Origin of the sequence: Inquilinus limosus DSM 16000 (assembly GCF_000423185.1) — a bacterium.
In the GTDB taxonomy this organism is placed as follows: domain Bacteria; phylum Pseudomonadota; class Alphaproteobacteria; order DSM-16000; family Inquilinaceae; genus Inquilinus; species Inquilinus limosus.
In genome coordinates this window covers 290,105-315,530 of sequence record NZ_AUHM01000006.1, presented here as the reverse complement: position 1 = coordinate 315,530, position 25,426 = coordinate 290,105, and the positions used below count along the sequence as shown (strand labels likewise).

General features: G+C 71.7%; 21 protein-coding genes. 10 read left to right on the top strand and 11 right to left on the bottom strand.

All coding sequences use genetic code 11. The features are described 5' to 3' along the window. Nucleotides 1–6: 6 nt before the first annotated feature. The 4 genes from G537_RS37325 to G537_RS0110590 all read left to right on the top strand — a co-directional run bounded on the left by G537_RS37325 (nucleotide 7) and on the right by G537_RS0110590 (nucleotide 11,097). A complete protein-coding gene (locus G537_RS37325; RefSeq protein WP_081688730.1) occupies nucleotides 7–3,219 on the top strand; it encodes an alpha-1,4-glucan--maltose-1-phosphate maltosyltransferase in 3,213 nt (1,070 codons plus the stop codon). 1 nt (nucleotide 3,220) lies between these two features. Next, entirely contained in the window at nucleotides 3,221–6,511 is a 3,291-nt protein-coding gene (treS, locus tag G537_RS0110600) for a maltose alpha-D-glucosyltransferase (protein WP_026870110.1), read from the top strand. After that, nucleotides 6,504–8,699 carry a 1,4-alpha-glucan branching protein GlgB gene (glgB, locus tag G537_RS0110595; RefSeq protein ID WP_034851248.1) on the top strand — a complete coding sequence of 732 codons (2,196 nt, stop codon included), beginning with the start codon at nucleotides 6,504–6,506 and terminating at the stop codon, nucleotides 8,697–8,699. Before treS ends, glgB begins: the two co-directional genes overlap by 8 nt. Nucleotides 8,700–8,880: 181 nt before the next feature. Continuing rightward, nucleotides 8,881–11,097: an amylo-alpha-1,6-glucosidase gene (locus G537_RS0110590; protein WP_026870108.1), complete on the top strand. Its 2,217-nt coding sequence runs from the start codon at nucleotides 8,881–8,883 to the stop codon at nucleotides 11,095–11,097. Nucleotides 11,098–11,112: 15 nt separating this feature from the next. On the opposite strand, the gene G537_RS0110585 is transcribed toward G537_RS0110590, so the two are convergent. Continuing rightward, entirely contained in the window at nucleotides 11,113–11,337 is a 225-nt protein-coding gene (locus G537_RS0110585; RefSeq protein WP_026870107.1) for a hypothetical protein, read from the bottom strand. A 164-nt stretch (nucleotides 11,338–11,501) separates the two neighbouring features. Here G537_RS0110585 and G537_RS0110580 point away from each other — a divergent pair, with 164 nt between their 5' ends. From G537_RS0110580 to G537_RS0110570, 3 genes are all read left to right on the top strand, one after another. Further along, on the top strand, nucleotides 11,502–11,978 hold the full coding sequence (locus G537_RS0110580; protein WP_026870106.1) for an Hsp20 family protein: 477 nt from the start codon (nucleotides 11,502–11,504) through the stop codon (nucleotides 11,976–11,978). 94 nt (nucleotides 11,979–12,072) lie between these two features. After that, complete coding sequence (locus G537_RS37320; protein ID WP_034851246.1) at nucleotides 12,073–12,798, top strand: NADH dehydrogenase ubiquinone Fe-S protein 4; 726 nt, start codon at nucleotides 12,073–12,075, stop codon at nucleotides 12,796–12,798. 264 nt (nucleotides 12,799–13,062) lie between these two features. After that, nucleotides 13,063–13,431 (top strand): response regulator, encoded by a 369-nt coding sequence (locus tag G537_RS0110570; protein WP_026870105.1) that lies wholly within the window; start codon nucleotides 13,063–13,065, stop codon nucleotides 13,429–13,431. A gap of 46 nt (nucleotides 13,432–13,477) precedes the next feature. Here G537_RS0110570 and G537_RS0110565 read toward each other — a convergent pair whose 3' ends face one another. From G537_RS0110565 to G537_RS0110550, 4 genes are all read right to left on the bottom strand, one after another. Next, nucleotides 13,478–15,004, bottom strand: coding sequence for a SulP family inorganic anion transporter (locus G537_RS0110565; RefSeq protein WP_026870104.1), 1,527 nt, complete (start codon nucleotides 15,002–15,004; stop codon nucleotides 13,478–13,480). A 5-nt stretch (nucleotides 15,005–15,009) separates the two neighbouring features. Next, the gene (locus G537_RS0110560; protein ID WP_026870103.1) at nucleotides 15,010–15,684 is read right to left on the bottom strand and encodes a carbonic anhydrase; all 675 of its coding nucleotides are present in this window, start codon (nucleotides 15,682–15,684) and stop codon (nucleotides 15,010–15,012) included. Nucleotides 15,685–15,774: 90 nt separating this feature from the next. Further along, a complete protein-coding gene (locus G537_RS0110555) occupies nucleotides 15,775–17,097 on the bottom strand; it encodes an ATP-binding protein (protein ID WP_026870102.1) in 1,323 nt (440 codons plus the stop codon). After that, the gene (locus G537_RS0110550) at nucleotides 17,094–17,846 is read right to left on the bottom strand and encodes a response regulator (RefSeq protein ID WP_051248275.1); all 753 of its coding nucleotides are present in this window, start codon (nucleotides 17,844–17,846) and stop codon (nucleotides 17,094–17,096) included. Before G537_RS0110550 ends, G537_RS0110555 begins: the two co-directional genes overlap by 4 nt. An 89-nt stretch (nucleotides 17,847–17,935) precedes the next feature. Here G537_RS0110550 and G537_RS43600 point away from each other — a divergent pair, with 89 nt between their 5' ends. Continuing rightward, on the top strand, nucleotides 17,936–18,121 hold the full coding sequence (locus G537_RS43600) for a hypothetical protein (RefSeq protein ID WP_155888571.1): 186 nt from the start codon (nucleotides 17,936–17,938) through the stop codon (nucleotides 18,119–18,121). 157 nt (nucleotides 18,122–18,278) lie between these two features. Beyond that, nucleotides 18,279–18,920, top strand: coding sequence for a hypothetical protein (locus tag G537_RS0110545; protein WP_155888570.1), 642 nt, complete (start codon nucleotides 18,279–18,281; stop codon nucleotides 18,918–18,920). 174 nt (nucleotides 18,921–19,094) lie between these two features. Here the strand turns inward: G537_RS0110545 and G537_RS0110540 are convergent, their stop codons facing one another. The 5 genes from G537_RS0110540 to G537_RS0110520 are packed head-to-tail and all read right to left on the bottom strand — an operon-like array spanning nucleotide 19,095 to nucleotide 23,735. Continuing rightward, the gene (locus tag G537_RS0110540; protein WP_026870099.1) at nucleotides 19,095–19,862 is read right to left on the bottom strand and encodes a TerC family protein; all 768 of its coding nucleotides are present in this window, start codon (nucleotides 19,860–19,862) and stop codon (nucleotides 19,095–19,097) included. Between the two features lie 55 nt (nucleotides 19,863–19,917). Further along, on the bottom strand, nucleotides 19,918–20,382 hold the full coding sequence (locus G537_RS0110535; protein WP_026870098.1) for a response regulator: 465 nt from the start codon (nucleotides 20,380–20,382) through the stop codon (nucleotides 19,918–19,920). A gap of 10 nt (nucleotides 20,383–20,392) precedes the next feature. Then, nucleotides 20,393–21,955, bottom strand: a complete 1,563-nt coding sequence (locus tag G537_RS0110530) for a sensor histidine kinase (RefSeq protein ID WP_026870097.1) — start codon at nucleotides 21,953–21,955, stop codon at nucleotides 20,393–20,395. After that, on the bottom strand, nucleotides 21,952–22,611 hold the full coding sequence (locus tag G537_RS0110525) for a response regulator (protein ID WP_026870096.1): 660 nt from the start codon (nucleotides 22,609–22,611) through the stop codon (nucleotides 21,952–21,954). The genes G537_RS0110530 and G537_RS0110525 overlap by 4 nt, the downstream gene beginning before the upstream one ends. Beyond that, nucleotides 22,608–23,735: a sensor histidine kinase gene (locus tag G537_RS0110520; RefSeq protein ID WP_026870095.1), complete on the bottom strand. Its 1,128-nt coding sequence runs from the start codon at nucleotides 23,733–23,735 to the stop codon at nucleotides 22,608–22,610. The genes G537_RS0110525 and G537_RS0110520 overlap by 4 nt, the downstream gene beginning before the upstream one ends. A 168-nt stretch (nucleotides 23,736–23,903) precedes the next feature. Between G537_RS0110520 and G537_RS0110515 the strand changes: the two genes are divergently transcribed. After that, nucleotides 23,904–24,392, top strand: coding sequence for an SgcJ/EcaC family oxidoreductase (locus tag G537_RS0110515; RefSeq protein WP_026870094.1), 489 nt, complete (start codon nucleotides 23,904–23,906; stop codon nucleotides 24,390–24,392). 33 nt (nucleotides 24,393–24,425) lie between these two features. Here the strand turns inward: G537_RS0110515 and G537_RS0110510 are convergent, their stop codons facing one another. Continuing rightward, nucleotides 24,426–25,328 carry a LysR family transcriptional regulator gene (locus G537_RS0110510; RefSeq protein WP_026870093.1) on the bottom strand — a complete coding sequence of 301 codons (903 nt, stop codon included), beginning with the start codon at nucleotides 25,326–25,328 and terminating at the stop codon, nucleotides 24,426–24,428. Between the last annotated feature and the right edge of the window lie 98 nt (nucleotides 25,329–25,426).

Genomic DNA, 25,426 nt, shown 5'->3' with positions numbered 1-25,426 from the left:
CCGGACATGCCCGGACAGACTCTCCAGTTGCGCCGGAAGTCCGGCCGCCCCGCAGCCGCCCCGCTCCGGGATCCCCGAATCCTCTACAGCCTCACCGGCGACCTCGGGTCGCTGTCGGGGGCCTTCCTCGCCGAGCGCGTGCCGCAGGTCGCGCGGATGGGGTTCGACCATCTGGTCGTCGCGGCGCCGCCGGACCCATCCGCGCTGTCGCAATCCCGCGCGGCCATCGACCTGGCGGTCGAAGCCTGCCGCCGGCACGGGCTGGGCCTCGTCCTCCAGCTCGCCCCGGCGGAGGGCGAGGCGGCGGCGGGACCGGCCGCCGACGACGCGCCGCCGGATCCGCGCCGCCTCCCATCCCGGACGCCGAAGGCGGCGCTCGACGAGGCGGCCGCCGCCCGGCTGCCGGCCCCGCTCGTAGCCGCCTGCCAGGCCGGCGTCGACGGCTTCATCTGCCGGGTCGCGAGCCCGGACGAGGCGCGGCGTTGGGCGGAGGTCATCGCCCGGGCGCGGGCCGAGACGGACCGGATCTGGTTCGCTGCCTGGACCGACCGGGAGCCGGACCAGATCCTGCTGCGGGACTGCGGCTTCGATGCCCATGTCTCGGCCGCCGGGCTGCTGGAGGCGTGGCAACGGTCGCCGCTGTGCCCGGCATCGCCGGTGCTGCCGGCGATCACCTATCCCGAGCCGCCGTCGGGACCGCGCCTGGCGGCCCGCATCCGCCGCACCCCACTGCTGCGCCGCGCCTATCTGCGGTCGCTGCGGCTGGCCGCCGCGGCGGGGGACGGGCTGCTGCTGCCGATGGGCTTCGAATTCGCCGCCCGCGAGCCCGCCGCCGGCACCGCCGAGGCCGAGCTTCGCTGGGCGCGGGAGACCTCGGCCTTCGACCTGAGCGAGGAGATCGCGGCCACCATCGCGGCGCTGACCCGGCCGGACGGCAAGGCCGCCAGGCTGCGCAGCCTCAGCGGCCCGGGGGCCACGGTCGTCGCCCTCCTCCGCACCGAGGCCGGCGCGGCGCCCGAAAGGGCCGAGCTGATCCTGGCCAACACCGATCTGCAGCGCCCGGCCGCCGTGCGGCCCGTCGACATGCTGCGCGGCATCGGCGGCGAGTTCGGCCCGTTCTCGCCCAAGCTGGGCGATGCGCCGGCCTGGCTGGACGGCAGCAGCCCGATCACACTCGACGCCGGCGAGACCCGGGTGCTGGAGGCGCCGCGCGCGACACCGGTCGCCGCCGCCCCGTCGCGCACCGCCGAGCTGGATCTGGCCCGCGCGATCCGCGCGCCGCGGGTGGCGATCGAGGCGGTCTCCCCTTCCCCCGGCCATCCCCGCTTCCCGGTCAAGCGCATCGCCGGCGAGAGCCTGCGGGTCGAGGCCGACGTGGTCACCGACGGGCACGAGATCACCGCCGTCGCCCTGCTCTGGCGGCCGGAGGACGAGCGGGGCTGGCGCGAGCGGCGCATGGCGCCGATCGGCAACGACCGCTGGGCCGGGGAGTTCCCGCTGGAGCGGATGGGCCGCTACCTCTTCGCCGTCGAGGCCTGGCGCGACGACTTCGCCACCTTCCTGTCCGACCTGCGCAAGAAGCAGCTGGCAGGGCTGGACCTCACGGTCGAGATCGAGGAGGGCAGGCTGCTGGTCGAACGGGCGCGCGACGCCTGCCGCGGCCGGATCCGGGCCGAGCTGGAGACGTTGCTGGCCGGTTTCGCCGAGGCCGCGCCGGCGGACCGGCTCAAGCGGCTGCAGGCGCCGGAGACGGCGGCGCTGATGACCAGGGCCGACCGCCGGCCCTTCGCCGTCCGCCAGGACCCGCCGCAGGCGGTGGACGCCGAGCGCCGCGCCGCCGGCTTCGCCAGCTGGTACGAACTGTTCCCGCGGTCGGCCAGCGGCGACCCGCACCGGCACGGCACCTTCGACGACGTGATCCGGCGGCTGCCGGTGATCCGCGCCATGGGGTTCGACGTGCTGTACTTCCCGCCGATCCACCCGATCGGCCGGAAGAACCGCAAGGGCCGCAACAACACCCTCACCCCCGGGCCGGACGATCCCGGCAGCCCCTACGCCATCGGCGCGGCCGAGGGCGGCCACGACGCGATCCATCCGCAGCTCGGCACGATCGAGGATTTCCGCCGGCTGCGCGACGCGGCGGCCGAGCACGGGCTGGAGCTGGCCCTCGACTTCGCCATCCAATGCGCCCCCGACCATCCCTGGCTGCGCGAGCACCCCGGCTGGTTCGGCTGGCGGCCGGACGGGTCGATCCGCTACGCCGAGAACCCGCCGAAGAAGTACGAGGACATCGTCAATGTCGAGTTCTACGCCGAGGCGGCGCTGCCGGAGCTGTGGCGGACCCTGCGCGACATCGTCGCCTTCTGGGTCGGCGAGGGCGTGCGGCTGTTCCGGGTCGACAACCCGCACACCAAGCCCTTCCCCTTCTGGGAGTGGCTGATCGCCGACATCCGCAGCCGCGACCCCGGCGTCGTCTTCCTGGCCGAGGCCTTCACCCGGCCCAAGGTGATGTACCGGCTGGCGAAGATCGGCTTCTCGCAGTCCTACACCTACTTCACCTGGCGCAACACCAAGGCGGAGCTGACCGGCTACCTGACCGAGCTGACGACGACCGCGCCGAAGGACTACTTCCGGCCGCACTTCTTCGTCAACACGCCGGACATCAACCCGCAGTTCCTGCAGACCAGCGGCCGCCCGGGCTTCCTGATCCGCGCCGCGCTGGCGACCACGCTGTCCGGCCTGTGGGGCATGTACAACGGCTTCGAGCTGTGCGAGGCGCAGGCGGTCCCGGGCAAGGAGGAGTATCTCGACAGCGAAAAGTACCAGCTGCGCGCCTGGGACTGGGACCGGCCCGGCAACATCATCGCCGAGATCACCCGGCTGAACCGGATCCGCCACGCCAACCCGGCGCTGCAGACCCATCTCGGCCTGACCTTCTACAACGCCTTCAACGACAGCATCCTCTATTACGGCAAGGCGACGCCCGACCGCGGCAACGTCCTGCTGGTCGCGGTCAACCTCGACCCGCACCGGCCGCAGGAGGCGGACATCGAGATCCCGCTGTGGGAATGGGGCCTGCCCGACCACGGCGCCCTGGCGGCCGAGAACCTGATGACCGGCGAAGCGTTCACCTGGCACGGCAAGATCCAGCACATCCGCCTCGACCCCGCCGTGCAGCCCTTCGCGATCTGGCGCATCCGACCGGCGCAGGAGGTGTGACATGGCCCCCCGTTCCCCCGCCCCCGGCTTCGACGACCCGGTCTGGTACAAGGACGCCGTCGTCTACCAGATCCACGTGAAGTCGTTCTTCGACAGCAACGACGACGGGATCGGCGACTTCAAGGGGCTGATCACCAGGCTCGACTACATCGCCAGCCTGGGCGTCGACACACTGTGGCTGCTGCCCTTCTACCCCTCGCCCCGGCGCGACGACGGCTACGACATCGCCGCCTACACCGAGGTGCACCCGGACTACGGCACCCTGGCCGATGTGCGCCGCTTCATCGCCGAGGCGCATCGCCGGGGCCTGCGCGTGATCACCGAGCTGGTGATCAACCACACCTCGGACCAGCACCCTTGGTTCCAGCGGGCGCGGCGGGCCAGGCCCGGCACCGCCGCCCGGAACTTCTACGTCTGGTCCGACACCGACCAGGCTTATGCCGGCACCCGGATCATCTTCTGCGACACCGAGAAGTCGAACTGGACTTGGGACCCGGTGGCCGGCGCCTATTTCTGGCACCGCTTCTACTCGCACCAGCCGGACCTGAACTTCGACAATCCTCGGGTGCTGAAGTCGGTGCTGCGCGTCATGCGGTTCTGGCTCGACCTCGGCGTCGACGGCCTCCGGCTCGACGCCATCCCCTACCTGATCGAGCGCGAGGGCACCTCGAACGAGAACCTGCCCGAGACCCATGCCGTGCTGAAGCAGATCCGGGCCTATCTCGACGAGCACTATCCCGGCCGGATGCTGCTGGCCGAGGCCAATCAGTGGCCGGAGGATACGCAGGAGTATTTCGGCCGCGGCGACGAATGCCACATGGCGTTCCACTTCCCGCTGATGCCACGGATGTACATGGCGATCGCGCGCGAGGACCGGTTTCCGATCACCGACATCATGCGCCAGACGCCGGAGATCCCGGAAACCTGCCAATGGGCGATCTTCCTGCGCAACCATGACGAGCTGACGCTCGAGATGGTGACCGACAGCGAGCGCGACTATCTGTGGGAGGTCTATGCCGCCGACCGGCGCGCCCGGATCAATCTCGGCATCCGCCGCCGCCTGTCGCCGCTGCTGGAGCGCGACCGCCGGCGCATGGAGCTGATGACCAGCCTGCTGCTGTCGATGCCGGGGACGCCCGTCCTCTACTACGGCGACGAGATCGGCATGGGCGACAACATCCATCTCGGCGACCGCGACGGCGTTCGCACGCCGATGCAGTGGTCGCCCGACCGCAACGGCGGCTTCTCCCGCGCCGATCCGGAGAAGCTGGTGCTGCCGGCGATCATGGACGCGCTCTACGGCTTTCCGGCCGTGAACGTCGAATCCCAGGCGCGCGATCCGCATTCGCTGCTGAACTGGACCCGGCGGATGCTGGCGCTGCGCCGCCAGCACCGCGCCTTCGGCCGCGGGGCCTTGCGCTTCCTCTATCCCGGCAACCGCAAGATCCTGGCCTATCTGCGCAGCTATGAGGACGAGACCATCCTCTGCGTCGCCAACCTGTCGCGCGCGCCGCAGGCGGTGGAGCTGGACCTCGCCGATTTCGAGGGCCGGTCACCGGTCGAGCTGACCGGGGACACGGTCTTCCCGCCGATCGGCCAGCTGACCTATCTGCTGACCCTGCCGCCCTACGGCTTCTACTGGTTCCAGCTGCGGGCCGACGCCGCGGCGCCGCGCTGGCACCACGAGCCGCCGGAGCAGATGCCGGAATTCGTCACCCTGGTGCTGCGCAACGGCGTGACCGACGTGCTGTCCCCGGCATCACGGCAGATCCTGGAGACCGAGAGCCTGCCGGCCTACCTGCCGAAGCGCCGCTGGTTCGCGGCCAAGGACCGGCACATCGACGGCATCCGCATCGCCACCGCCGTGCCGCTGCCCGGGACCGAGCTGATGCTGACCCAGGTGGAGGCGACCGCCGGCGGCACCACGGATTGCTACCAGCTGCCGCTCGGCATCGTCTGGGAGGACGGCAGCCTGCCGGCGCTGCAGCAGCAGCTCGCCATCGCCCGCGTCCGGCGCGGCCGCCGCGTCGGCTTCCTGACCGACGGCTTCTCCCTGCGCGACCTGCCGCTGGCCCTCGTCGACGGCCTGCGCACCGGCCGTCCGATCCCGACCGATGACGGCGAGATCCGGTTCCTGCCGACGACGCGGATGCAGGGCTTCGAGCTGCCGCCGGATGCGGAGATCCACTGGCTGGCGGCGGAGCAGTCGAACAGCTCCCTCGTCCTCGGCGATCAGCTGGTGCTGAAGCTGCTGCGCCGCATTCGCCCCGGCGTCCATCCGGAGGCCGAGATGGGGCGGTACCTGACCGAGCACGGCGCGGCCAACATCGCCCCGCTGTTCGGCGAGGCGGTGCGGATCGGTGCCGACGGCCAGCCGCGGACCCTCGCGATCGTCCAGGGCTATGTCCGCAACCAGGGCGACGGCTGGACCTGGAGCCTGGACAATCTGCGCCGGACCGTGGACGAGATGACCCTGACCGACGAGGCCACGGATGGCGAGGGCTTCGCCGACGAGGCCGGCTTCGCCGCGGCGATCGGCCGGCGGCTGGCCGAGATCCACGCCGTGCTGGCGCAGCCGTCCGACGATCCCGCCTTCGCCCCCGAGCCCGCCGATGCCGAGGCGGTCCGCGGCTGGATCGAGGAGACGCTGGTCGAGATCGACGGTGCCATCGCCACGCTCGCGGCGATGCGCGACTGGCCGGACGCCGCGACGGAGGAGGCGGCGAAGCGGCTGATGGCCGGACGCGACGAGCTGGCGCGGCTGGTGGAGCTTCTGGCCGACGCCGGGCGCGGCTCGCTGCAGACCCGGATCCATGGCGACTTCCATCTCGGCCAGGTTCTGGTCGCCCAGGGCGACGCCTATCTGATCGATTTCGAGGGCGAGCCGACCCGGCCGATCGCCGAGCGCCGGCGCAAGTCGAGCCCGCTGCGCGACGTCGCCGGCCTGCTGCGATCGATCGACTACGCCGCGGCCACGGCCGACGACGCCACCCGCGACGCCATCCCCGAGGCGATGCGGGAGCACCGGGCGGCGCTTCTGCAGCGCTATCGCACCGAGGCCACCAAGGCCTTCCTCGGCGCCTATCGCGATGTCGCCCGCGCCGCGCCGCGCCCCTGGGCGGAGCCGGAGGCGGAGGAGGCGCTGATCGCTCTGTTCTCGCTGGAGAAGGCGGCCTACGAGATCCGCTACGAGGCGGCCAACCGCCCCGCCTGGATCGGCCTGCCGATCCGTGGCCTCGCCGCCCTCCTGGACCAACTCTCTGCCGACGCGAAGGTTCTGGCCCATGCCTGATGTCGCGCTGCCGACCGGCCTCGATCCCGCCGCCCTCGACGCGATCGCCGCGGGACGCCATGGCGACCCCTTCGCGGTGCTCGGCCCCCATCCGACCGGGGACGGCATCGCGGTCCGCGCCTGCCTGCCCAATGCCGACCGGGTCGAGGCGGTGGCGCGGTCGGACGGGCGCCGCCTGGCGGTGCTGGAGCCGGTCCATCCGGCCGGGGTGTTCGCCGGCATGCTGAACGAAGACGAGCCCTATCTGCTGCGCATCGCCTGGCCCGGCGGCGCGGTGCAGGAGACCGAGGATCCCTACGCCTTCGGGGTGCTGCTGGACGAGCCGGACCTGCGCGCCCTCGTCGCGGGCGACCCGGAGGCGGTGCGGCGCTGCCTGGGCAGCCGGGTGGTCACGATCGACGGGGTCGAGGGCACACGCTTCGCCGTCTGGGCTCCGAACGCCAGCCGCGTCTCGGTGGTCGGCGAGTTCAACAGCTGGGACGGGCGGCGCCATCCGATGCGGCTGCGCCACCACGGCGGGGTATGGGAGATGTTCATCCCCCGCGTGGCGGACGGCGCGCTCTACAAGTTCGAGCTCTTGGACCGGCACGGCCATCTGCTGCCGCAGCGCGCCGACCCGCTGGCCCGCGAGACCGAGGCGCCGCCCCGCACCGCCTCAGTGGTACCGCTGCCCCTGCCCTTCCGCTGGACCGACGAAGATTGGATGAAGGGCCGCGCCGCCCGGCAGGCCGCCTCCGCCCCGGTCTCGATCTACGAGCTGCACGCCGGCTCCTGGCTGCGCGGCGAGGACGGCCGGCCGCTCGACTGGGACGGGCTGCGGGAGCGGATGGTCCCCTATGTCGCCGGCATGGGCTTCACCCATCTCGAGCTGCTGCCGATCGCCGAGCATCCGTTCACCGGCAGCTGGGGCTACCAGCCGCTCGGCCTGTTCGCGCCGACCGCCCGCTTCGGGCCGCCGGAAGCCTTCGCCCGCTTCGTCGACGCCTGCCACCGCGCCGGCATCGGCGTGCTGGTCGACTGGGTGCCGGCGCATTTCCCCAACGACGCCCACGGCCTGCACCGCTTCGACGGCACTGCGCTCTACGAGCACGAGGACCCGCGCGAGGGCTTCCACCGCGACTGGAACACCTGGATCTACAATCTCGGCCGCGCCGAGGTCGCCGCCTTCCTGCTGGCCAGCGCGCTGGAATGGCTCGACCGCTACCATGTCGACGGGCTGCGCGTGGACGCCGTCGCCTCCCTGCTCTACCGCGACTACAGTCGCGGCCCGGGCGAATGGACCCCCAACATCCATGGCGGGCGCGAGAATCTGGAGGCCATCGCCTTCCTGCGCGCCCTGAACACGCTGGTGGCCGAGCGGCATCCCGGCGCCGTGGTGATCGCCGAGGAATCGACCGCCTGGCCCGGCGTCACCGCCCCGCCGGCGGCGGGCGGCCTGGGCTTTTCCTACAAATGGAACATGGGCTGGATGCACGACACGCTCGGCTACATGGCGCACGACCCGATCCACCGCAAATACCATCACAACGCGATGACCTTCGGGCTGCTCTACGCCTTCACCGAACGCTTCGTGCTGCCGCTGTCGCATGACGAGGTCGTCTACGGCAAGCGATCGCTGCTCGGCCGCATGCCGGGCGACACGGCCCAGCGCTTCGCCAATCTCCGCGCCTATTTCGGCTTCATGTGGAGCTCGCCGGGCAAGAAGTTGCTGTTCATGGGCGGGGAGTTCGGCCAGGAGCGGGAATGGAACCACGACGCCCAGCTCGACTGGCACCTGCTCGACGACCCGCTGCATCGCGGGGTGCAGCGCCTGGTCCGCGACCTCAACCGCATCTACCGCGCCGAGCCGGCCCTGCACCGCCGCGACGCCGAGCCGTCCGGCTTCACCTGGACCGTGGTCGACGATGCCGAGGCCAGCGTCTTCGCCTATCTGCGCCGGGGCGCGGATGGCGACCGGCCGGTCCTGGCGGTGTGCAACTTCACCCCGGTGCCCCGGCCGGAATACCGCATGGTCGTGCCGCATCCGGGGCCGTGGCGCGAGATCCTGAACACCGATGCCCGGGTCTATGGCGGCGGCGGGATCGTCGCCCCCGATCCCGTGGTCCTCGGCGATGCCCGCGATGGCAGCGAGATCATGCTGTCGCTGCCGCCCCTGTCCACCGTGATGCTGCGGGCCGAGGCGGCCTGATTGGCCGCTGTTGCTGGCGGGCGACAATTTGCCCCGGACGAGGATTTCCGTCCCGACGAGCCCTTGACCAAAGGACGAGGCTGCTTAGTTGGCTTTTCGTGGCGCCGGGGCGCGCGCCCCGGCAGGCTGCCGCGACCGACGCTGACCGCCTGATTCTGGAAACGACGGAGAGAGTTCGGCGATGCACAGGGTGAGCGCCGAGACCATCCCCCATACTCCAGCCCCCAGCTCCCACCGCACCCCGATCGCCCAGTTCTTCATCCCGGCCGCCGCCTCCCTGCAGGAACGGCGGCCCCGGACGCTGAAGCACGGCGACACCTTCGCGGTGTTCGACCACAATGGCGATGCGCTGTCCGGCCCGGGCAGCCCCGAAGGGATCTTCCATCGCGACACGCGGCACCTGTCGCATCTCTACCTCACGATCGACGGCGCGCGGCCGATGCTGCTCAGCTCGACGCTGCGCGACGACAACGCCGCCCTCACCTGCGACCTCACCAACCCCGACCTGTTCGACCCGGCCGGCCGGCTGCTGCTCGGCCACGACCTGATCCATCTGCGCCGGTCGCGCTTTCTGTGGAACGCCACCTGCTTCGAGCGGCTGGCGGTCCGGAACTTCGACGACCGACCGCAGCGCGTCTCGATCGAGATCGTCTTCGAGGCCGATTTCGCCGACCTGTTCGAGGTGCGCGGCGCGCAGCGGGAGGTCCGGGGCCGGCTGCACGAGCCGGAGATCGGCGCCGACCGCGTCGTGCTCCGCTACACCGGGCTGGACCGGCGGACCCGGACCACGGCCCTGGCCTTCGACCCGGCGCCGGCCGAGCTCACCGGCGGCAGCGCCCGCTTCACCTTCGAGCTCGGCCCGAAGGAGACGCGGCCGCTGTTCCTCGAGATCCGCTGCGGCGAGGACCAGCCCCGCCGCCATCCGTCGAGCCGGGCGTTCTTCGCCGGCCTGCGCGACGCCCGCCGCGCCCTTCGCGCCTCCTCCTCGCGGGCCGCGTCGATCGCCGGCTCGAACGAGATCTTCAACGAGGCCGTGCGCCGCAGCGTCTCCGACCTCTACATGCTGATCACGGACACGCCGGAAGGGCCGTACCCCTATGCCGGCATTCCCTGGTTCAGCACCGTCTTCGGCCGCGACGCCCTGATCACGGCGCTGGAGACCCTGTGGCTCGACCCCGCCATCGCCCGCGGCGTGCTGGGCCATCTCGCCGCGAACCAGGCGACGGCGCTGGATGACGCCGCGGACGCCGAGCCCGGCAAGATCCTGCACGAGGTCCGGCGCGGCGAGATGGCCGAGCTCGGCGAGGTGCCGTTCCGCCGCTATTACGGCAGCATCGATTCCACCCCGCTCTTCGTCATGCTGGCCGGGGCCTATCTGCGGCGCACCGGCGACGTGGTCACGCTGCGGCGGCTGTGGCCCAGCATCGAGGCGGCGCTCGGCTGGATCGAGACCTATGGCGACCGCGACGGCGACGGCTTCGTCGAATACGGCCGCCGCACCGCCGAAGGCTTGGCCAACCAGGGCTGGAAGGACAGCCACGATTCCGTCTTCCATCGCGACGGCACGCTGGCGCGCGGCCCGATCGCCCTGGCCGAGGTCCAGGCCTATGTCTACGGTGCCTGGCAGGCGGCGGCGGAGGTCGCCCGCCGGCTGGGCCGTCCGGACCGCGCGGCGGATTATGACGGGCGGGCCGTGGCGCTGCGGACGGCGTTCGACGCGCGGTTCTTCGACGATGCCCTCGGCACCTATGTGCTGGCGCTCGACGGCGACAAGCGGCCCTGCCGGGTGCGCAGCTCGAACGCCGGCCATGCCCTCCTGACCGGCATCGCCTATCCCGAGCGGGCGGCCGTCGTGGCCCGGACACTGATGGACGCCTCGTCCTTCTGCGGCTGGGGCGTGCGCACCATCGCCTCGAGCGAGGCCCGCTACAACCCGATGAGCTATCACAACGGCTCGGTCTGGCCGCACGACAACGCGCTGATTGCCGCGGGCTTGGCGCGCTACGGCTTCCGGGCCGAGGCGGCGCGGATCTTCGAGGGGCTGTTCGCCGCCTCGACCTATATCGACCTGCGCCGCCTGCCGGAGCTGTTCTGCGGCTTCCCGCGGCAGCGGACCCGCGGGCCGACCTTCTACCCCGTCGCCTGCATGCCGCAGGCCTGGGCCGCGGCCGCGCCGCTGTTCATGCTGCAGGCCTGCCTCGGTCTCGGCTTCGATCCGGACGAGTTCAGCGTGACCTTCGACCAGCCGGTCCTGCCGGCCTTCCTCGACGAGGTCCTGCTGCGCAACCTGGCGATCGACGGGGCGGCGGTCGACGTCGCCCTGCGCCGGTCCGGCCCGCATGTGGTGGTCGATGCGCTGGACCGCAGCGGGCCGATCCGGGTCCTGTCGCGGAGCTGAGCCGGGAGGCCGCCATCAGGCCTCCGGCTCCTCCTCCTCGGGCGCGAGCAGCTCGACCAGGGCGGCGACCCTGCCGCTCGGCAGCGGCCGGCCGTCGCCGATCATCGCCTCGTCGCTGCTGACCCACGCCCAGGCCTGGACCAACTCCTCCCGGCTCGCGCCGGTGCGGATGATGTCGGCCACCAGCGTCTCTTCGACCGGCCCCAGGACCGTCGCGACATCCTCTGCGGTCAGGCTCATCGCTGTGCTCCCAATGGTCGCCCTCTTGAACTCACAACCCGTTGTTCTACATCAACAATCACCGGTCGCCCATTCGGGGACCGGCGGTCCAGGAGGCGCCGGGCCGCTCCATCGCGATCCTGGCGCCCTCTCGTATCCATGTTGCTCATGCGGAGGATATGGCTATGAGGACAACCCTCGACTTCTCCCCCCTGTTCCGGTCGGGCATCGGCTTCGATCGCATCTTCGACCTGCTCGAATCCGCCGGCCGGGTCGAGCCGATCGACAACTGGCCGTCCTATGACATCGTCAAGACCGGCGACGACGACTACCGCATCGCCATGGCGGTGGCCGGCTTCACCCAGGACGAGCTGACCGTCACGCAGCAGCAGAACGTGCTGGTCGTGCGCGGCGCCAAGTCGGGCGAGGACGGCGCGCAGTATCTGTACCGCGGCATCGCCGGCCGGGCGTTCCAGCGCCGCTTCGAGCTGGCCGATCACGTCAAGGTCGTCGGCGCCAACCTGGTGAACGGCCTGCTGACGATCGACCTCAAGCGCGAGCTGCCGGAGGAGATGCGGCCGCGCCGGATCGAGATCTCGCGCGGCACCGCCCTGCCGAAGGCCGAGACGCCGCAGATCGAAGCCGGCAAGAAGGTGGCCTGACGCCGCCGCACCCGAAAGACACGGCGCCGGGACTGGCCCGGCGCCGCTGCTCCGTCGTTTCCGACATCCGTCACAGACCAGGGGAGAGCCTGCGATGGACACGCTCCAAGCGTATGAGATCCAGCCCGAGCTTCCGGCCGCGGTGACCGATCTCCGGCCGGACAACGACAACCGCCGGGTTCGGCAGGCCGACGGCCGCACGAGATTCCCGCGGGACGCCGTCGCCCACATTGTCCGCCCGGCCCGGTCGGCAACGACCTCGGGCCGCGCCGGCACGCGGGAGTGGCGGCTCGTCTTCGACCGGCGGACGCCCGGCCGGGTCGAGCCGCTGATGGGCTGGACCGCGGGGGACGACCCGCTGCCGCAGATCGAGCTCCGCTTCCCGAGCCTGCAATCCGCCGTCGCCTATGCCGAACGGCAGGGCCTGTCCTATGTCGTCCATGACGAGCGCCGGCCGAAGGCGGCCGCCGACACCCGGCCGGCGGCCGGACCCGGGGCGATCCGCTTCGACCCGATCCCGAACCAGGCCTGGCTCGTCTGGCTGCACAGCGGCTACGGCGCAGCCGAGAGCGTTTCCGCGGCGAACGACACTTGGTGGGAGTCCCTCCGGCCGCCGTCGCTGCCGGCGGCTGCATCACCTCGCTCCTCCAAGACGGCGCCCGAAGACCTGGCGGACGCGGTCTGGACCGAATACCTGGCCGATGTCGCGACCGACGAAGGCATGCCTGAGAACGGCCGCCCCTCGCGGCTGCAGGAGATCAGGTTGGCGCTTCTCGCGGCCGCCGGATCGCGGCACCAGTCGGGCCAGCAAGCGGCATGAAACAACAGTCGCAGATCGGCGATCCGGAAGGCTCGGCTCAATTGTGAGCCGGCCATTGGGACAAATGCCGACATCGTCAGGTTAATATCAATAGCACCGTATGTAGAGACAGAGACGGGCTGATTGAGGTGTCTTGCCCCCGATGGGAGGGATCGGCGGGAACTTGGCCGGGCGGGCTCGACACGACTTTCTGTCTTCGTCGATTCTGGTCCCAAGGCCCATGTCGGCGCGGCGCGCCGGAAGGCCGCAGGGCAAGGAGGTGAGATGGAAGGCCATGTGCCGCCGCCCCGGGTTCTCATCGTCGAGGACGACACCTGGATCGCCGCCATGCTGGAAGATATCGTCCGGTCCGCCGGGCTCGAGGTGGTCGGGCCCGTCGGCACGCTGCGCGAGGCGGTCCGGATCGCCAGCTCGGAGCAGTTGGACGCGGCGCTCCTGGATATCGGCCTCGGCCGCACCGAGGTCTACGCCGCCGCCGATGTGCTCGATGAGCGCAACATCCCCTTCGCCTTCGTCACCGCCAAATCGGAAGCGGAGATCGAGCTGCTGCACCGGGGCCGCCCGGTATGGACCAAGCCGATCCTGCAGCAGCAGATCACGCGCGGCCTGAAGGACCTGATCGAGCGGCGGTGACGCCGCAAAGGCGCCGCGGGATCCTGCCGCGGCGCCTTCGCATCCGTCACGGGGTTCCCAGCGCCGCGGCCAGCCGCTGGCCGTGCGGCTGGGCCGACGGCTCGTGCAGTTCGACCCGCGCGCCCGAGGCCGTCCAGCGTTCCGCCCAGTCGGCGATGGTCTCCATGCTGGTGTGGTCGATATGGGCCAGCCGGCCGGCATCGACCCGCACGGTCGCGCCCGCCGGCAGCGCCTCCAGCGTGCGCAGCAGCACCGGAAGCTGCAGGAAGGTGGCGGCGCCCTCCAGCCGCAGCTCGGTCTCGCCGGACGGCAGGTCCCGGCGCCCGATGCGCAGCGGCAGGCGCCGGAGATGCGGCACCACCTCAAGCAGCGACAGGCCCAGCCCGACCAGGACGCCGGTCAGGAGATCGGTCGCCACCACCATCACGACCGTCGCGGCCCAGATCGCCGCCGGCAGCACGCCGTGCCGGTGCAGGAGCTCGCGGACATGCTTGAGGCTGACCAGCCGCCAGCCGGTGACCACCAGCACGCCGGCGAGCGACGCCATCGGCACCTCGCGCAGCAGCCAGGGCATCAGGGCCACGGCGGCGAGCAGCCAAAAGCCATGCAGGATGGTCGACCAGCGCGTCCGCGCCCCGGCCTGGACATTGGCCGAGCTGCGCACGATCACGCCGGTCATCGGCAGGGCGCCGGCCAGGCCGCAGAGCAGGTTGCCGACGCCCTGGGCGGAGAGCTCACGGTCGTAGTTGGTGCGAGCGCCGTCATGCATCCGGTCGACCGCCGCGGCCGACAGCAGCGTCTCGGCGCTGGCGATCACGGCGATGACCAGCGCGGCGAGCAGGATCCCGGTCTCCCCCAGCCGCGACAGGTCGGCCATGGTGGGGACCGAGATGCTGGCGAGGATCGCGTCCGGCACCTCCACGCGCTGGACCGGCAGCGCCAGGGCCACGGCCAGGATCGTCCCGGCGGCGACGCCGACCAGCGCGCCCGGGACGAGGCGCATCGACCGGGGCCGCAGCTTCTCCCACAGCACCATCGCCAGGATGGTCGCGCCGCCGGCCAGCACCGCGGCCGAGCCGGACGACCATTGCAGCGGCACGAGGCCGGCGAGGGCCGCCGGGATTGCCGCCAGATTCTGCAGCCCGTCCGGCAGCGGCGACCGGCCGAACAGGACGTGGACCTGCGCCGCCACGATCAGCACGCCGATGCCGGCCAGCATGCCGTGCACCACCGCGGGCGAGATGGCGCGGAACCACCGGCCCAGGCGCAGCAGCCCGGCGCCGAGCTGCAGCAGCCCGGCCAGAACCAGGATCGGGCCCAGCATCGCGAGGCCGAAATCCTGCACCAGCTGGAAGACGATCACGGCGAGGCCGGCGGCCGGGCCGCTGACCTGGAGCGGCGAGCCGGCCAGCAGGCCGACGACGATGCCGCCGATGATGCCGGTCATCAGCCCCTTCTCCGCCGGCACGCCGGAGGCGACGGCGATGCCCATGCACAGCGGCAGGGCGACCAGGAACACGACGATGGAGGCCGGCAGGTCGCGCGCCAGCGCGGTCGGGAGGAAGCGCGTCATGGCGGCTACTCCGCGGCCAGGCGCGGCATCGACGGCAGGGCGACCGGCAGGCTGCCGGCGCCGTCGACCCGGCCGAAGCGGCCGGCGGCGCCGTCATAGGCGAGGACGTCGCCGGATTCGAGCTCGAAGAACCAGCCGTGCAGGCGCAGCTGGCCGCGGGCGATCTTCGCCGCGACCGAAGGATGCGTGCGCAGGTGGTTCAGCTGCGCCACCACGTTCTCGAGCGAGACCGAGCGCAGCACCTCGCGCTCGCTGCGGCCCGGCGGATAGGCCTCGCACACCACCCGGTGGGCGGCGTGGCTGTGCCGCAGCCAGGCGGCGACGTTCGGCATGTCCTGCAGCGCCTCGGGGTGCAGCAACCCCTTCATCGCGCCGCAGTCGGAATGGCCGCAGACCACGATGTCGCGGACGCCGAGCGCCACCACCGCGTATTCGATCGCCGAGGACACGCCGCCATTGGCCTGGGAGAAGGGCGGCACGATGTTGCCGGCGTTGCGGCAGACGAAGATCTGACCTGGGCCGCTCTGCGTGATCAGCTCCGGCACCACCCGGGAATCGGCGCAGGAGATCACCAGCGCCTGGGGCTGCTGGCCGTCGGTCGCGAGCTTCTGGTAGAGCGGCTGCTGGCTCGGGAAGACTTCGGCGCGGAACCGCGCCATCCCGTGGAAGAGGTCGTCCATCCTTGGCCTCCTGTGCGTGAGCGAGACGTCACGCCGGAGAGGATGGGAATCCTACCTTTCGCATGTGCGAATGGATTGTGACAAAGTGTTTCAGCGCCGGGGCAGGATCACTTCGGCCGTCAAGCCTCCTCCCGGTCGATTGATCAGGGACAGGCGGCCGCCCTCGCGCTCCACGGCCTGGACCGCAATCGCCAGGCCGAGTCCGACGCCGCCGGTGGCGCGGTTGCGCGATCCTTCGACCCGGCGGAAGGGCTCGCGCACCCGGTCCAGCTCGGCCTCGGGGATGCCCGGCCCGTCATCGGCGATGGCGACCGTCACCGCGGTCTCGCTGCACTGCAGCGAGACCCGGGCCGAGCCGCCGTATGTCACCGCATTGTCGATCAGGTTGGCGAAGGCGCGCTTCAGCATCAGCGGCCGGGCGTGGACCACGGCCCGCGGCGGGCCGTCATAGGCGACATCCTGCCCGGCATCGGCCGCGGCGTCGGTCAGCGTGGTCAGCAGCGCGACGAGGTCGACGGGGCGCGGCGGCTCCGGGTCGACGTCGCCCTTGAGATAGGCCAGCACCGAGCCGACCATCGCCTCCATCTCGTCGAGATCGGCCTGCATCTCGGCCTGGAGCGGACGGTCCTCCAGCAGGTCGGTGCGCAGGCGCAGCCGGCCGATCGGCGTGCGCAGGTCGTGCGACACGGCGGCGAGGGCCTGGGTCTGGTCGGCGATCAGTCGGGCCAGCCGGCCCTGCATGGCGTTGAGGGCGCGCGCCAGCCGGCGGACCTCCATCGGTCCTTCCACCGCGACCGGCACCGGCCGGCCGCGGCCGATCGCATCCGCCGCCCGAACCAGGTCGCGCAGCGGCGCCCCCAGCGCGCGGACCAGGAGCGGCGCCGCGATCAGCAGGCAGCCGGCCAGCAGCGCGGTGGACAGAAGGTTGCGCAGGAGATCGGGCAGGCCGTGCCGCAGCCGGGTCACGTCGAAGCCGAGCACGGAGCCGTCGGCGAGGCGCAGTTCTCCTCGCACGCGACGCGGCTCCCTCTCCCCGTCTCCGAGAGCTGCGGTGAGCTCCCGCCCCACCAGGCCCGGATTCCACTTCGCCAGGCGCGCTTCGAGATCCCGCAGCCAGGGCGATGCGGTCCCGCCTCCAGCACCGCCCGGCCGGTCCGACCAGCTCAGGGTGAGGTCATCGGTGGAGAGGGCCTGCGCCAGCCGCGGCCGCTGGTCCGGCGGCACGCTGGCCAGCGCCCGGTCGGCGATGGCCAGCCGCTCGGCCAGATGGTCGGCGTGGACGTTGCCGGCCTTGTAGCGCTCCGCCAGCTCCTGCAGCACCGAGGTGCCGATGAACTGCAGCAGCACCGCGGACAGGACCACCAGGGTGACGCGGCCCAGCAGGCCGCGCGGCCAGACGACGCGGCGGATCACCGATGCTCCACATCCGCGGTGAACATGTAGCCGACGCCGCGGATCGTGCGGATCAGGCCGCCTTCCGATCCGCCCGATCCCAGCTTGCGGCGCAGCCGGCTGACCAGCACGTCGACGCTGCGGTCGGACGCGCTGCCGAGGCGGGAGCGCGACAATTCCAGCAGCCGCTCGCGCCCGATCACGCGCTGCGGATGCTCGAGGAAGCTGACCAGCAGGTCGTGCTCCGCGCCGGACAGTTCGACCTCGGCCCCGCCGGGATCGGTCAGCCGGCGCCGTCGGCGATCGAGGACCCATCCGGCGAAGCGCAGCACCTCGCGGGCGGAGCGCCCGGGGAACGGGTCCAGCGCCGCGCCCCGCCGCAGGGCCGCGCGCACCCGCGCCAGCAGCTCGCGCCGGCCGAAGGGCTTGCTGATGTAGTCGTCCGCCCCGACCTCGAGCCCGACCACCCGGTCCATCTCCTCGCCGCGGGCGCTGACCATGATGATCGGCACCGGGCTCCGGGCCCTGAACGCGCGGCAGAGGTCGAGCCCGTCCACGCCCGGCAGCATCACGTCGAGGATCAGCAGGTCGACCGGCGCCGTCTCGATCGATGCCCACATCTCACGGCCGTTGCCGACCCCGGTGGCGTGCAGGCCGTTCTCGCGCAGGATCCGCACGATCAGGGACCGGGTCCCGGGGTCGTCCTCGACCACGAGCACCCGGTCGGAACGCAACGGGCTGGCGGAGTGCAGGGGGCTGGCATCGATCATCACGGGACCGGGGATCCTTTGGCGGAAACGGACAGAGATCGCGTCCTCCCCACGGCCCGGCAGGCGCCGGGCTCCGCCGATCGGGCAACATGCCCGAGATCGACGATGTTTTCGTTAAAATCATCGCTAATGATTTACACGCGACGACAATCATAACGGGACCTGCAATAGAAGATCTTCGCATCGATCTCAACCGCAAGAAGGTCGCATCTGTCGCACGTACAAAGGAACGTTCGAACTGTTCAGATTATTCCGGTCCGGATGCGGAACGATGACCACGAAGCGAAGCGGCACGACAGTCCCAAGGAGCGTCTCGCCGCATAGTCGCTGGACAGGAGCGGATTCGACCGCTCTCCCCGCCCGCTAGCAGGGTGAGCTGCACAGGCACGAGTGAACACGATGTGCACTATCGTTAACTGGCGATCTTTGTTCATGATATGTTCCATAAAGAAGGCGCAGACCAATCAGGGCATGGACCCGGCCGCCGCTTCCGCGGAGGAGCGGGCGGCACGGCATCTGCGCATGCTGGCCCGGCTGGCCGAAATGGGCGTGGAGGTGGCCGAGGCCACCCGCACGGAAGCGGTCGAGGCGCCGCAGCCGGGCGTCGACTACTGCCAGAGATTCGCCACCGCCGCCCGCGCGGTGCGGCTGACCGTGCTCTTGGAGGACAGCTTCGCCCGGCAGGCCGAGGAGCAGCGCCGGGCCGCGGCCATGGTGCAGGTCGGGACCTGGCACCGGCAGCGGTTGCGGCAGGCCGTGGTCGCGGCGGTCGATGAGGCGGCCGAGAGCACCGAGGAGGCCTGCCGCCGCAGCGCCGAGGCGGTCGAGCGGCTGGAGCGGCCGGAGCTGGCGGAGATCGTCGAGCTGTACCCGGCGGAGGTGGCCGTGGCCCGGCTGTGCCGGACGTTCGGGCTGCCGGCGGAGGCGGGGCGCTGGCTCGAGCTGGCGGATGAGGTGCTGGAGGATTTCGAGATCCGGCCGCCGGACGGCGCGGCACTCGCCGATCCGCCTGCGGATCCGTCCCGATCCCATCCCGCCCGCAGCCGCCGGCCCAGGGCACCGGACACCGGATGACGTAGGTTGGGTTCGCCGTGGCGAACCCAACATCCCGCCGCTCTTGCGGCTCCGATCCTGTTGGGTTCGCGTGCCGCGAACCCAACCTACGAACCGACGCCGACGCAGCCTTCCCTCCCTTGCCGGAAGGGGAAGGGATCTGCGCGCCCGCGCGTGGCGGGCGTCCCCGGCCGGCTACTCCGACCGCGTCTGCGAGGCGGCCTCCGCCGGCTTCGCGCGGCGCCGCGCGGCCCGGCGGGAGAACATGTTCAGCAGCTCGATCAGGGCCGAGAACGCCATGGCGGCGTAGACATAGCCCTTCGGCACATGCGCGCCGAAGCCCTCGGCGATCAGCGTCATGCCGATCATCAGGAGGAAGCCGAGCGCCAGCATCACCACCGTCGGGTTGGCGTGGATGAAGCGCGCCAGCGGGTTCGCGGCCAGCAGCATCACCGACACCGCGGCGATCACCGCGATCACCATGATCGCGATATGGTCGGTCATGCCGACCGCCGTGATGATGCTGTCGAGCGAGAAGACGAGGTCGAGCATCAGGATCTGCCCGATGGCGGCCCCGAAGCCGAGCGTCGCCTTGGTGGTGCCGAAGACGTCGTCGGCCGGGGTCGGATCGACGTTGTGGTGGATCTCCTTGGTCGCCTTCCACACCAGGAACAGGCCGCCGCCGATCAGGATCAGGTCGCGCCAGGAGAACGGGTGGCCGAGGACCTCGAACACCGGCTCGGTGAGCTGGACGATGATCGACACGGTGCCCAGCAGGGCCAGCCGGAGGAACAGCGCCAGCCCGATGCCGATCCGCCTCGCGCTGTTCTGCTGATGCTCCGGCAGCTTGTTGGTCAGGATCGAGATGAAGATCAGGTTGTCGATGCCCAGAACGATCTCCATGACGACGAGGGTCGCCAGGGCGGCCAGGGCAGTCGGGTCGGAGATCCAGGAGAAGTCCACGGGAGGTCCTTCGGATTGTGGTGGATGGAGGTTTTCGGTTGATCGGCCGGCCGTCTCACTCGAACAGCGGCCGCTCTGTCTCCGGGCGCGGCAGGCCGTGCCGCGCCAGCTCGAGCGTCAGGATCCTGGTCTCGAGCAGGTTGAAGATCCGCAGCACCGCCTCGACCGCGTCGAAAGGCTTGGTCAGGAAGTCCTTGGCCCCGAGCGAGAGGGCGCGGCGCCGCGCGGCCAGGGTGGCGTCCGCGGTCAGCACCAGGATCGGCAGATAGGTCCGGGCCGGGATCAGGCGGGAGAAGGTCTCGAGCAGGGCGTAGCCGTCGAGCTCCGGCATCATCAGGTCGAGCAGCACCAGATCGACCGGGTGCTCCTGGAACAGCGGCAGGGCCCGGCGCGGATCGGTGGTGGCCAGCAGCCGGGTGAAGCCCTCGCGCTTCAACAGCCGCTCCAGCAGCACGACATTGGCCGGCTCGTCGTCCACGATCAGGATGGTCGACTGGCGCATCAGGTCGGTGGATGGCATGGCCCCCTCGTCATCGGCCCCCCTGACTCGTCGGCACTGCCTCCAACTGGCCGTCCGGCCGCGGCAAATCAAGATGGAAGGCCGAGCCGCCTTCCGCCAGGTTCTCGTGGGTCAGCCGGCCTCCCATCGCCTCGGCGAGCTGCCGCGACAGGGCGAGGCCCAGCCCCGAGCCTTCGGCCGCCGACCTGTCGGCGCCCAGCCGGTCGAACGCCGCGAACAGGCGCGCCGCGCGGTCCGGCGGGATGCCGGGCCCGGTGTCGCGGATGGTGATTCGGATCCGCCCCGCATCCGCCGGCCGATGCTCCAGAACGACGTGTCCGCCGTCGCGGTTGTACTTGACCGCGTTGGACAGGAGGTTGAGCAGCACCTGCAGCAGCCGGCGCCGGTCCGCCAGGACCGGGAGACCGCTGTCCTCCGGCGCCGCGGCCTCGATCGCGATGCCGCGCGGCTGGCCCAGCGGCGCGGCCAGCGCCGCCGCCTCGGCCAGGACCTCCGCGGCCGGCAGCGGCTCGGCCGCCAGGTCCATGCGTCCCGCCTCGATCCGGGCCAGGTCCAGCACGTCGCCGATCAGGCTCAGGAGGTGCCGCCCGGCGCGCAGGATCTGCGCCACGTTCTCGCGCGCCTCCTCGTCCTTCAGGTCCAGCTCCAGCAGCTGGGCGAAGCCGAGGATGGAGTTCAGCGGCGTGCGCAGCTCGTGGCTCATGCGCGACAGGAACTCGCTCTTGGCCCGGCTGGCCTGCAGCGCCTCCTCGCGGGCGGCGACCAGGTTGCGCTCGCTCTCGCGCAGCTCGGCCTCGCGCTGCCGCAGCAGGATGCTCGCCTCGTGCAGCGTCTGTTCGAGATGGCCGATCTCGTCCCCCGCCGGGTCCGGCGCCTCGACCTTCTCGCCGCGCGCCAAGCGATGGGCCATGCCTTCCAGGGCCTGGACGCGGCGGACGATGCCGGTCGAGAACAGGCCGACGGCGGCGATGGCGCCGCTGAGGCCCAGCAGCCCCGCCACGACCAGGAGCGCGCGGGACAGCGCGCGGATCCGCTCCGCCGCCTCGGTGCGCGAGGCCAGCAGCCCCGCCTCGCGCCTCGACATCGCGTCGATCTCGGCCCGCAGCACGTCGAGATCCTGCTTGCTCTCGGTCAGCGCCACCGTCAGCGCCTGCGGGTTCGCGGGATCGGCCGCCGCGGCCCGCCGCAGCTCCGCCAGGCTGGCCAGCTTGGTCGCGACCATCGCCCGGATGCGCTGCATCCGGTCCCTCTGCTCGGGGTCGGCGAGGCGTTGCCCCATCCGCTCGATCACCACCGGCAGCCCGGCCTGTGCTCGGTCATAGGGCGCCAGGAAGGACTCCTGCCCGGTCAGCAGATAGCCGCGCACGCCGGTCGCCGCCTCGGCGATCTGGGCGTGGATCTCCTGGATGTCGGACTGGATCGCGAGCGTCAGCCGCACCTGGTCCTCGGCGACGGTGCTCTGCCGGTCGGCCAGGAAGACGAAGGCCAGCGCGCCGAGCAGCAGCGCCAGCGGCACGGCGACGACGACGATGCCCTTCGCCTTCAGCGGCCAGTCGACGAAGCGCCCGGTCATGATGATGCGGCCGATCCCGGCAGCAGGCCGCCGCGCGCGGCCAGGACCGCGGCCTGGGTCCGGTCGCCGACGCCGAGCTTGGCGATGATCCGCTCAACATGGATCTTCACCGTGCCTGGGGCGATCGACAGGCTGCGCGCGATCTCCTTGTTGGTCAGGCCCTCGGCGACCTTGGCCAGCACCTCGCGCTCGCGCCCGGTCAGGCCGTCGAGGGCGCCCACCGGCGGGGCGGGACGGGCCGAAACGCGGCGCAGCAGCCGGGCCACCAGATCGGCGTTGAAGAAGGCGTCGCCCTCCAGCACCCGCCGCATCGTCGCCAGGATGTCCGCCCGGCTGGCGTCCTTCAGCAGATAGCCCGACGCGCCCGCCTCGATCGCGGCTTCGAGATAGTCGAGGCTGTCGTGCATGGTCAGGATCAGCACCCGGGTCCTCGGGGCCACGCGCCGGATCTCCCGGGTCGCGGCGAGGCCGTCCAGCTCCGGCATGCGGATGTCGAGGATGGCGAGGTCGGGCGCCTGCGCCCGGCAGGCGGCCACGGCCTCGGCCCCGTTCGTGGCCTCCGCGACGATGCGGAAATCGGCCTCGCGCCCGATCATGGCGGCAATGCCGGCCCGGGCCAGATCGTGGTCGTCGGCGATCAGCACCGATGCGGTCATCGGGCCTCCGCCCCGGCCGGCAGCGGAACGGCGGCGCGAACGGCCGTCCCCTGCCCCGCCGCACCCTCCAGCTCCAGCCGGCCGCCGAGCACCGCCAGCCGCTCGCGCATGCCGGCGATGCCCAGGCGTTCGCCGGCGGCGCCCGGCACCCCGGCGGCGGAGATGCCCTTGCCGTCGTCGATCACGTGTAGATGGGCGTGGCCGTCGTCCTCGAGCAGACGCACGGTGACGCGCCCGGCCCCGGCATGCTTGACCACATTGGCCAGCGCCTCCTGGGCGACGCGGTAGAGCACCAGGCCGACCGCGGCCGGCCAGCGATCCGCCGCCGGCGACAGCTCGGCGGACACGTCGACGCCGTTGAGCATGTCCAGCCGCGCCCGCAGCGCCGCCGTGAGGCCGAGGCCATCGAGCTCCGGCGGGCGCAGATCGGCGATGGCGGCGCGGATCTCGGCCACCGATCGCCGCGCCAGATCGGCGATCTCCTCCAGCTCCTGCCGCAGGGCCGCGTCTTCGGGCAGACCCGCCGTCACCGTCTGCAGCCGGTAGCCGAGCGCCGCCAGGGTCTGGGCCGAGCCGTCGTGCAGGTCGTGCGCCACCCGTCGCCGCTCCTGCTCCTGCGCCTCGATCAGGCGGCGCACCAGCGCCGCCAGCTCGGCGCGCTTGCCGGCGAGATCGTCGAGCAGCCGCTGCCGCTCCGCTGCCTGGCGCTGCAGCCCCACGGCCGTGGCGACGCCGCGGAGGGCGACGTCCAGCGCATCCCGGTCCTCCGCCGCCAGGCCGTGCCGTCCCGGCAGCAGGCGCAGCGCCAGCCGGACCGTCGCCCCGCCGTCACGGGAGCACAGATCGACCGTGCCGCCGGAGCCGCGATCGGTCTGCCCGACCGCCGACCGCCAGGCCGGCAGCCCGTGCGACGCCTCGATCTCCAGCACGGCCGAACCGGCCCCGGCGAAAGCCGCGATCCGCGCCAGCACCGCCCCGGCCGCCTCCTCGAACCGGCCGGGCTCCAGCCCGGCATGGACATCGACGATGAAGCGCAGACGCGCCGCACGCGCCTCGGCGTCGCGGTAGAGACGGCGCAACTCGATGACGGAGGAAGCCTCGGCGGCTTCCGGCGACAAGGGCATCGTTTCGGTCTCGCTCCGGTCCGGACGGTCTCAGCCCAGCATAGCGCAGCGGCGGTCATAGCGCCCTATGCCGTTCGGCAGATCCGCCCGGCAGACGCGCGACCGGCCTCCGTCCCCCAGATCCAGGCCATGCGGCGCCGGTGCGCCGCCCGACAAAGGAGATCGATCATGCGTGTCGCCCTGGCCACTGTCCTCGCCCTGTCCGCCCTGTCGCTGCCGGCCTTCGCCGCCGATAAGACCCCCGCCGTCCAGACGGCCGCCGCAGCCGCGCCGGCCCGCTGCGAGCCGATCACGGAAGACGGGGTCGCGAAGCTGTTCGACCGCTGGAACGCCGCCCTCGCCACGCTCAAGGCCGAGGCAGTGGCCGCCAACTATGCCGAGGACGCGATCCTGCTGCCGACCCTGTCGAACACGCCGCGCCTGACGCAGGAGGAGCGGATCGACTACTTCAAGCACTTCCTCAAGAAGCGGCCGCAGGGGCAGATCGACAGCCGGGTGATCCGGATCGGCTGCAACAAGGCGATCGACAGCGGCACCTACACCTTCACGCTGGATGACGGCAGCAAGGTTCCGGCCCGCTACACCTACGCCTATGCGTTCATCGACGGCGCCTGGCTGATCACCTCGCACCACTCCTCGGCCATGCCCGAGAAGTAAGGCCGGAGGGCGCGCCGGATGGCGGCGCGCCCGTCACGGCTTCAGCACCGAACGGGCGACGTCGATGAAGGCGCGCAGCTTCGGCTGGTCCTGGGCCCGCCGCGGGAAGTACAGGAACAGGCCGGGCGTCTGCGGCAGGAACGGCTCCAGCACCTTGTGCAGCAGCCCGGCCGCGAGATCCGCCTCGACCGCGATATCGGGCAGATAGGTGAGGCCGAGCCCGGCGCGGGCGAAGGAGGACAACAGCCCGCCGTCATTGACGATGAGGCTGCCCGGCGGATCGACCGTCAGGGCGCGGCCGTCGCGCTCGAACTCCCAGCGATAGATCACGCCGGAGGTCGGGAAACGGTAGCGGATCGCCTCGTGCCGCGTCAGGTCCTCCGGCCGCTCCGGCCGGCCGCGGGCGTCGAGATAGGCGGGGCTGCCGACCACGGTCCAAGCGATGTCGCGGGTCAGCCGCACCGCCACCATGTCGAGTTCGACATATTCGCCGATGCGGATGCCGGCGTCGTAGCCGCGCGCCGCCAGGTCGACGGTCGCGTCCTCGACCGCGATCTCGATCGCGATCCGGGGATGGCTGCGCCGCAGCGCCGCCACCACCGGCTCGACGATCAGCGGAACCGCCATGCGCGGCACCGTCAGGCGCAGCAGCCCGGCCGGCACCGACCCCATCGCGCCCACCTCTTCGATCGCCGAGACGATCTCCGTCGCCGCCGGCCCGACCCGCGCCAGCAGCGCGGCGCCGGCCTCGGTCAGCCCCACCCGGCGCGTGGTCCGCACGAACAGCAGCGCCCCGATCCTGGCTTCCAGCGCCTTGACCGCCTGGCTCACCGCCGCCGGCGAGACGCCCAGCCTCGCCGCCGCACCGGTGAACCCGCCCGCCTCCGCGACGGCCAGGAAGGCGGAGAGGCCGGTGAAGGGATCGGGCGCGTTCATGCCCGGATTATAAATCGGATCTTAAAGGCTCAGGAAGGCAGCCCCGATTTTTCGGGGCAATCGCAGCCGCTAGGCTCTCCCGCATCGCCAACAGGGAG

Excerpts from the sequence above, each read along its gene's own strand:
- G537_RS0110530 (WP_026870097.1), bottom strand. The coding sequence starts at position 21,955 with ATGACCGGGCGCTTCGTCGACTGGCCGCTGAAGGCGAAGGGCATCGTC.
- G537_RS0110550 (WP_051248275.1), bottom strand. The coding sequence starts at position 17,846 with ATGATCGATGCCAGCCCCCTGCACTCCGCCAGCCCGTTGCGTTCCGAC.
- G537_RS0110565 (WP_026870104.1), bottom strand. The coding sequence starts at position 15,004 with ATGACGCGCTTCCTCCCGACCGCGCTGGCGCGCGACCTGCCGGCCTCC.
- G537_RS0110515 (WP_026870094.1), top strand. The coding sequence starts at position 23,904 with ATGCGTGTCGCCCTGGCCACTGTCCTCGCCCTGTCCGCCCTGTCGCTG.
- G537_RS37320 (WP_034851246.1), top strand. The coding sequence starts at position 12,073 with ATGGACACGCTCCAAGCGTATGAGATCCAGCCCGAGCTTCCGGCCGCG.
- G537_RS0110560 (WP_026870103.1), bottom strand. The coding sequence starts at position 15,684 with ATGGACGACCTCTTCCACGGGATGGCGCGGTTCCGCGCCGAAGTCTTC.
- G537_RS0110525 (WP_026870096.1), bottom strand. The coding sequence starts at position 22,611 with ATGACCGCATCGGTGCTGATCGCCGACGACCACGATCTGGCCCGGGCC.
- glgB (WP_034851248.1), top strand. The coding sequence starts at position 6,504 with ATGCCTGATGTCGCGCTGCCGACCGGCCTCGATCCCGCCGCCCTCGAC.
- G537_RS0110535 (WP_026870098.1), bottom strand. The coding sequence starts at position 20,382 with ATGCCATCCACCGACCTGATGCGCCAGTCGACCATCCTGATCGTGGAC.
- G537_RS0110520 (WP_026870095.1), bottom strand. The coding sequence starts at position 23,735 with ATGCCCTTGTCGCCGGAAGCCGCCGAGGCTTCCTCCGTCATCGAGTTG.
- G537_RS0110510 (WP_026870093.1), bottom strand. The coding sequence starts at position 25,328 with ATGAACGCGCCCGATCCCTTCACCGGCCTCTCCGCCTTCCTGGCCGTC.
- G537_RS0110545 (WP_155888570.1), top strand. The coding sequence starts at position 18,279 with ATGATATGTTCCATAAAGAAGGCGCAGACCAATCAGGGCATGGACCCG.
- G537_RS0110585 (WP_026870107.1), bottom strand. The coding sequence starts at position 11,337 with ATGAGCCTGACCGCAGAGGATGTCGCGACGGTCCTGGGGCCGGTCGAA.
- G537_RS43600 (WP_155888571.1), top strand. The coding sequence starts at position 17,936 with ATGCCCGAGATCGACGATGTTTTCGTTAAAATCATCGCTAATGATTTA.
- G537_RS0110590 (WP_026870108.1), top strand. The coding sequence starts at position 8,881 with ATGCACAGGGTGAGCGCCGAGACCATCCCCCATACTCCAGCCCCCAGC.
- G537_RS37325 (WP_081688730.1), top strand. The coding sequence starts at position 7 with ATGCCCGGACAGACTCTCCAGTTGCGCCGGAAGTCCGGCCGCCCCGCA.
- G537_RS0110570 (WP_026870105.1), top strand. The coding sequence starts at position 13,063 with ATGGAAGGCCATGTGCCGCCGCCCCGGGTTCTCATCGTCGAGGACGAC.
- G537_RS0110580 (WP_026870106.1), top strand. The coding sequence starts at position 11,502 with ATGAGGACAACCCTCGACTTCTCCCCCCTGTTCCGGTCGGGCATCGGC.
- treS (WP_026870110.1), top strand. The coding sequence starts at position 3,221 with ATGGCCCCCCGTTCCCCCGCCCCCGGCTTCGACGACCCGGTCTGGTAC.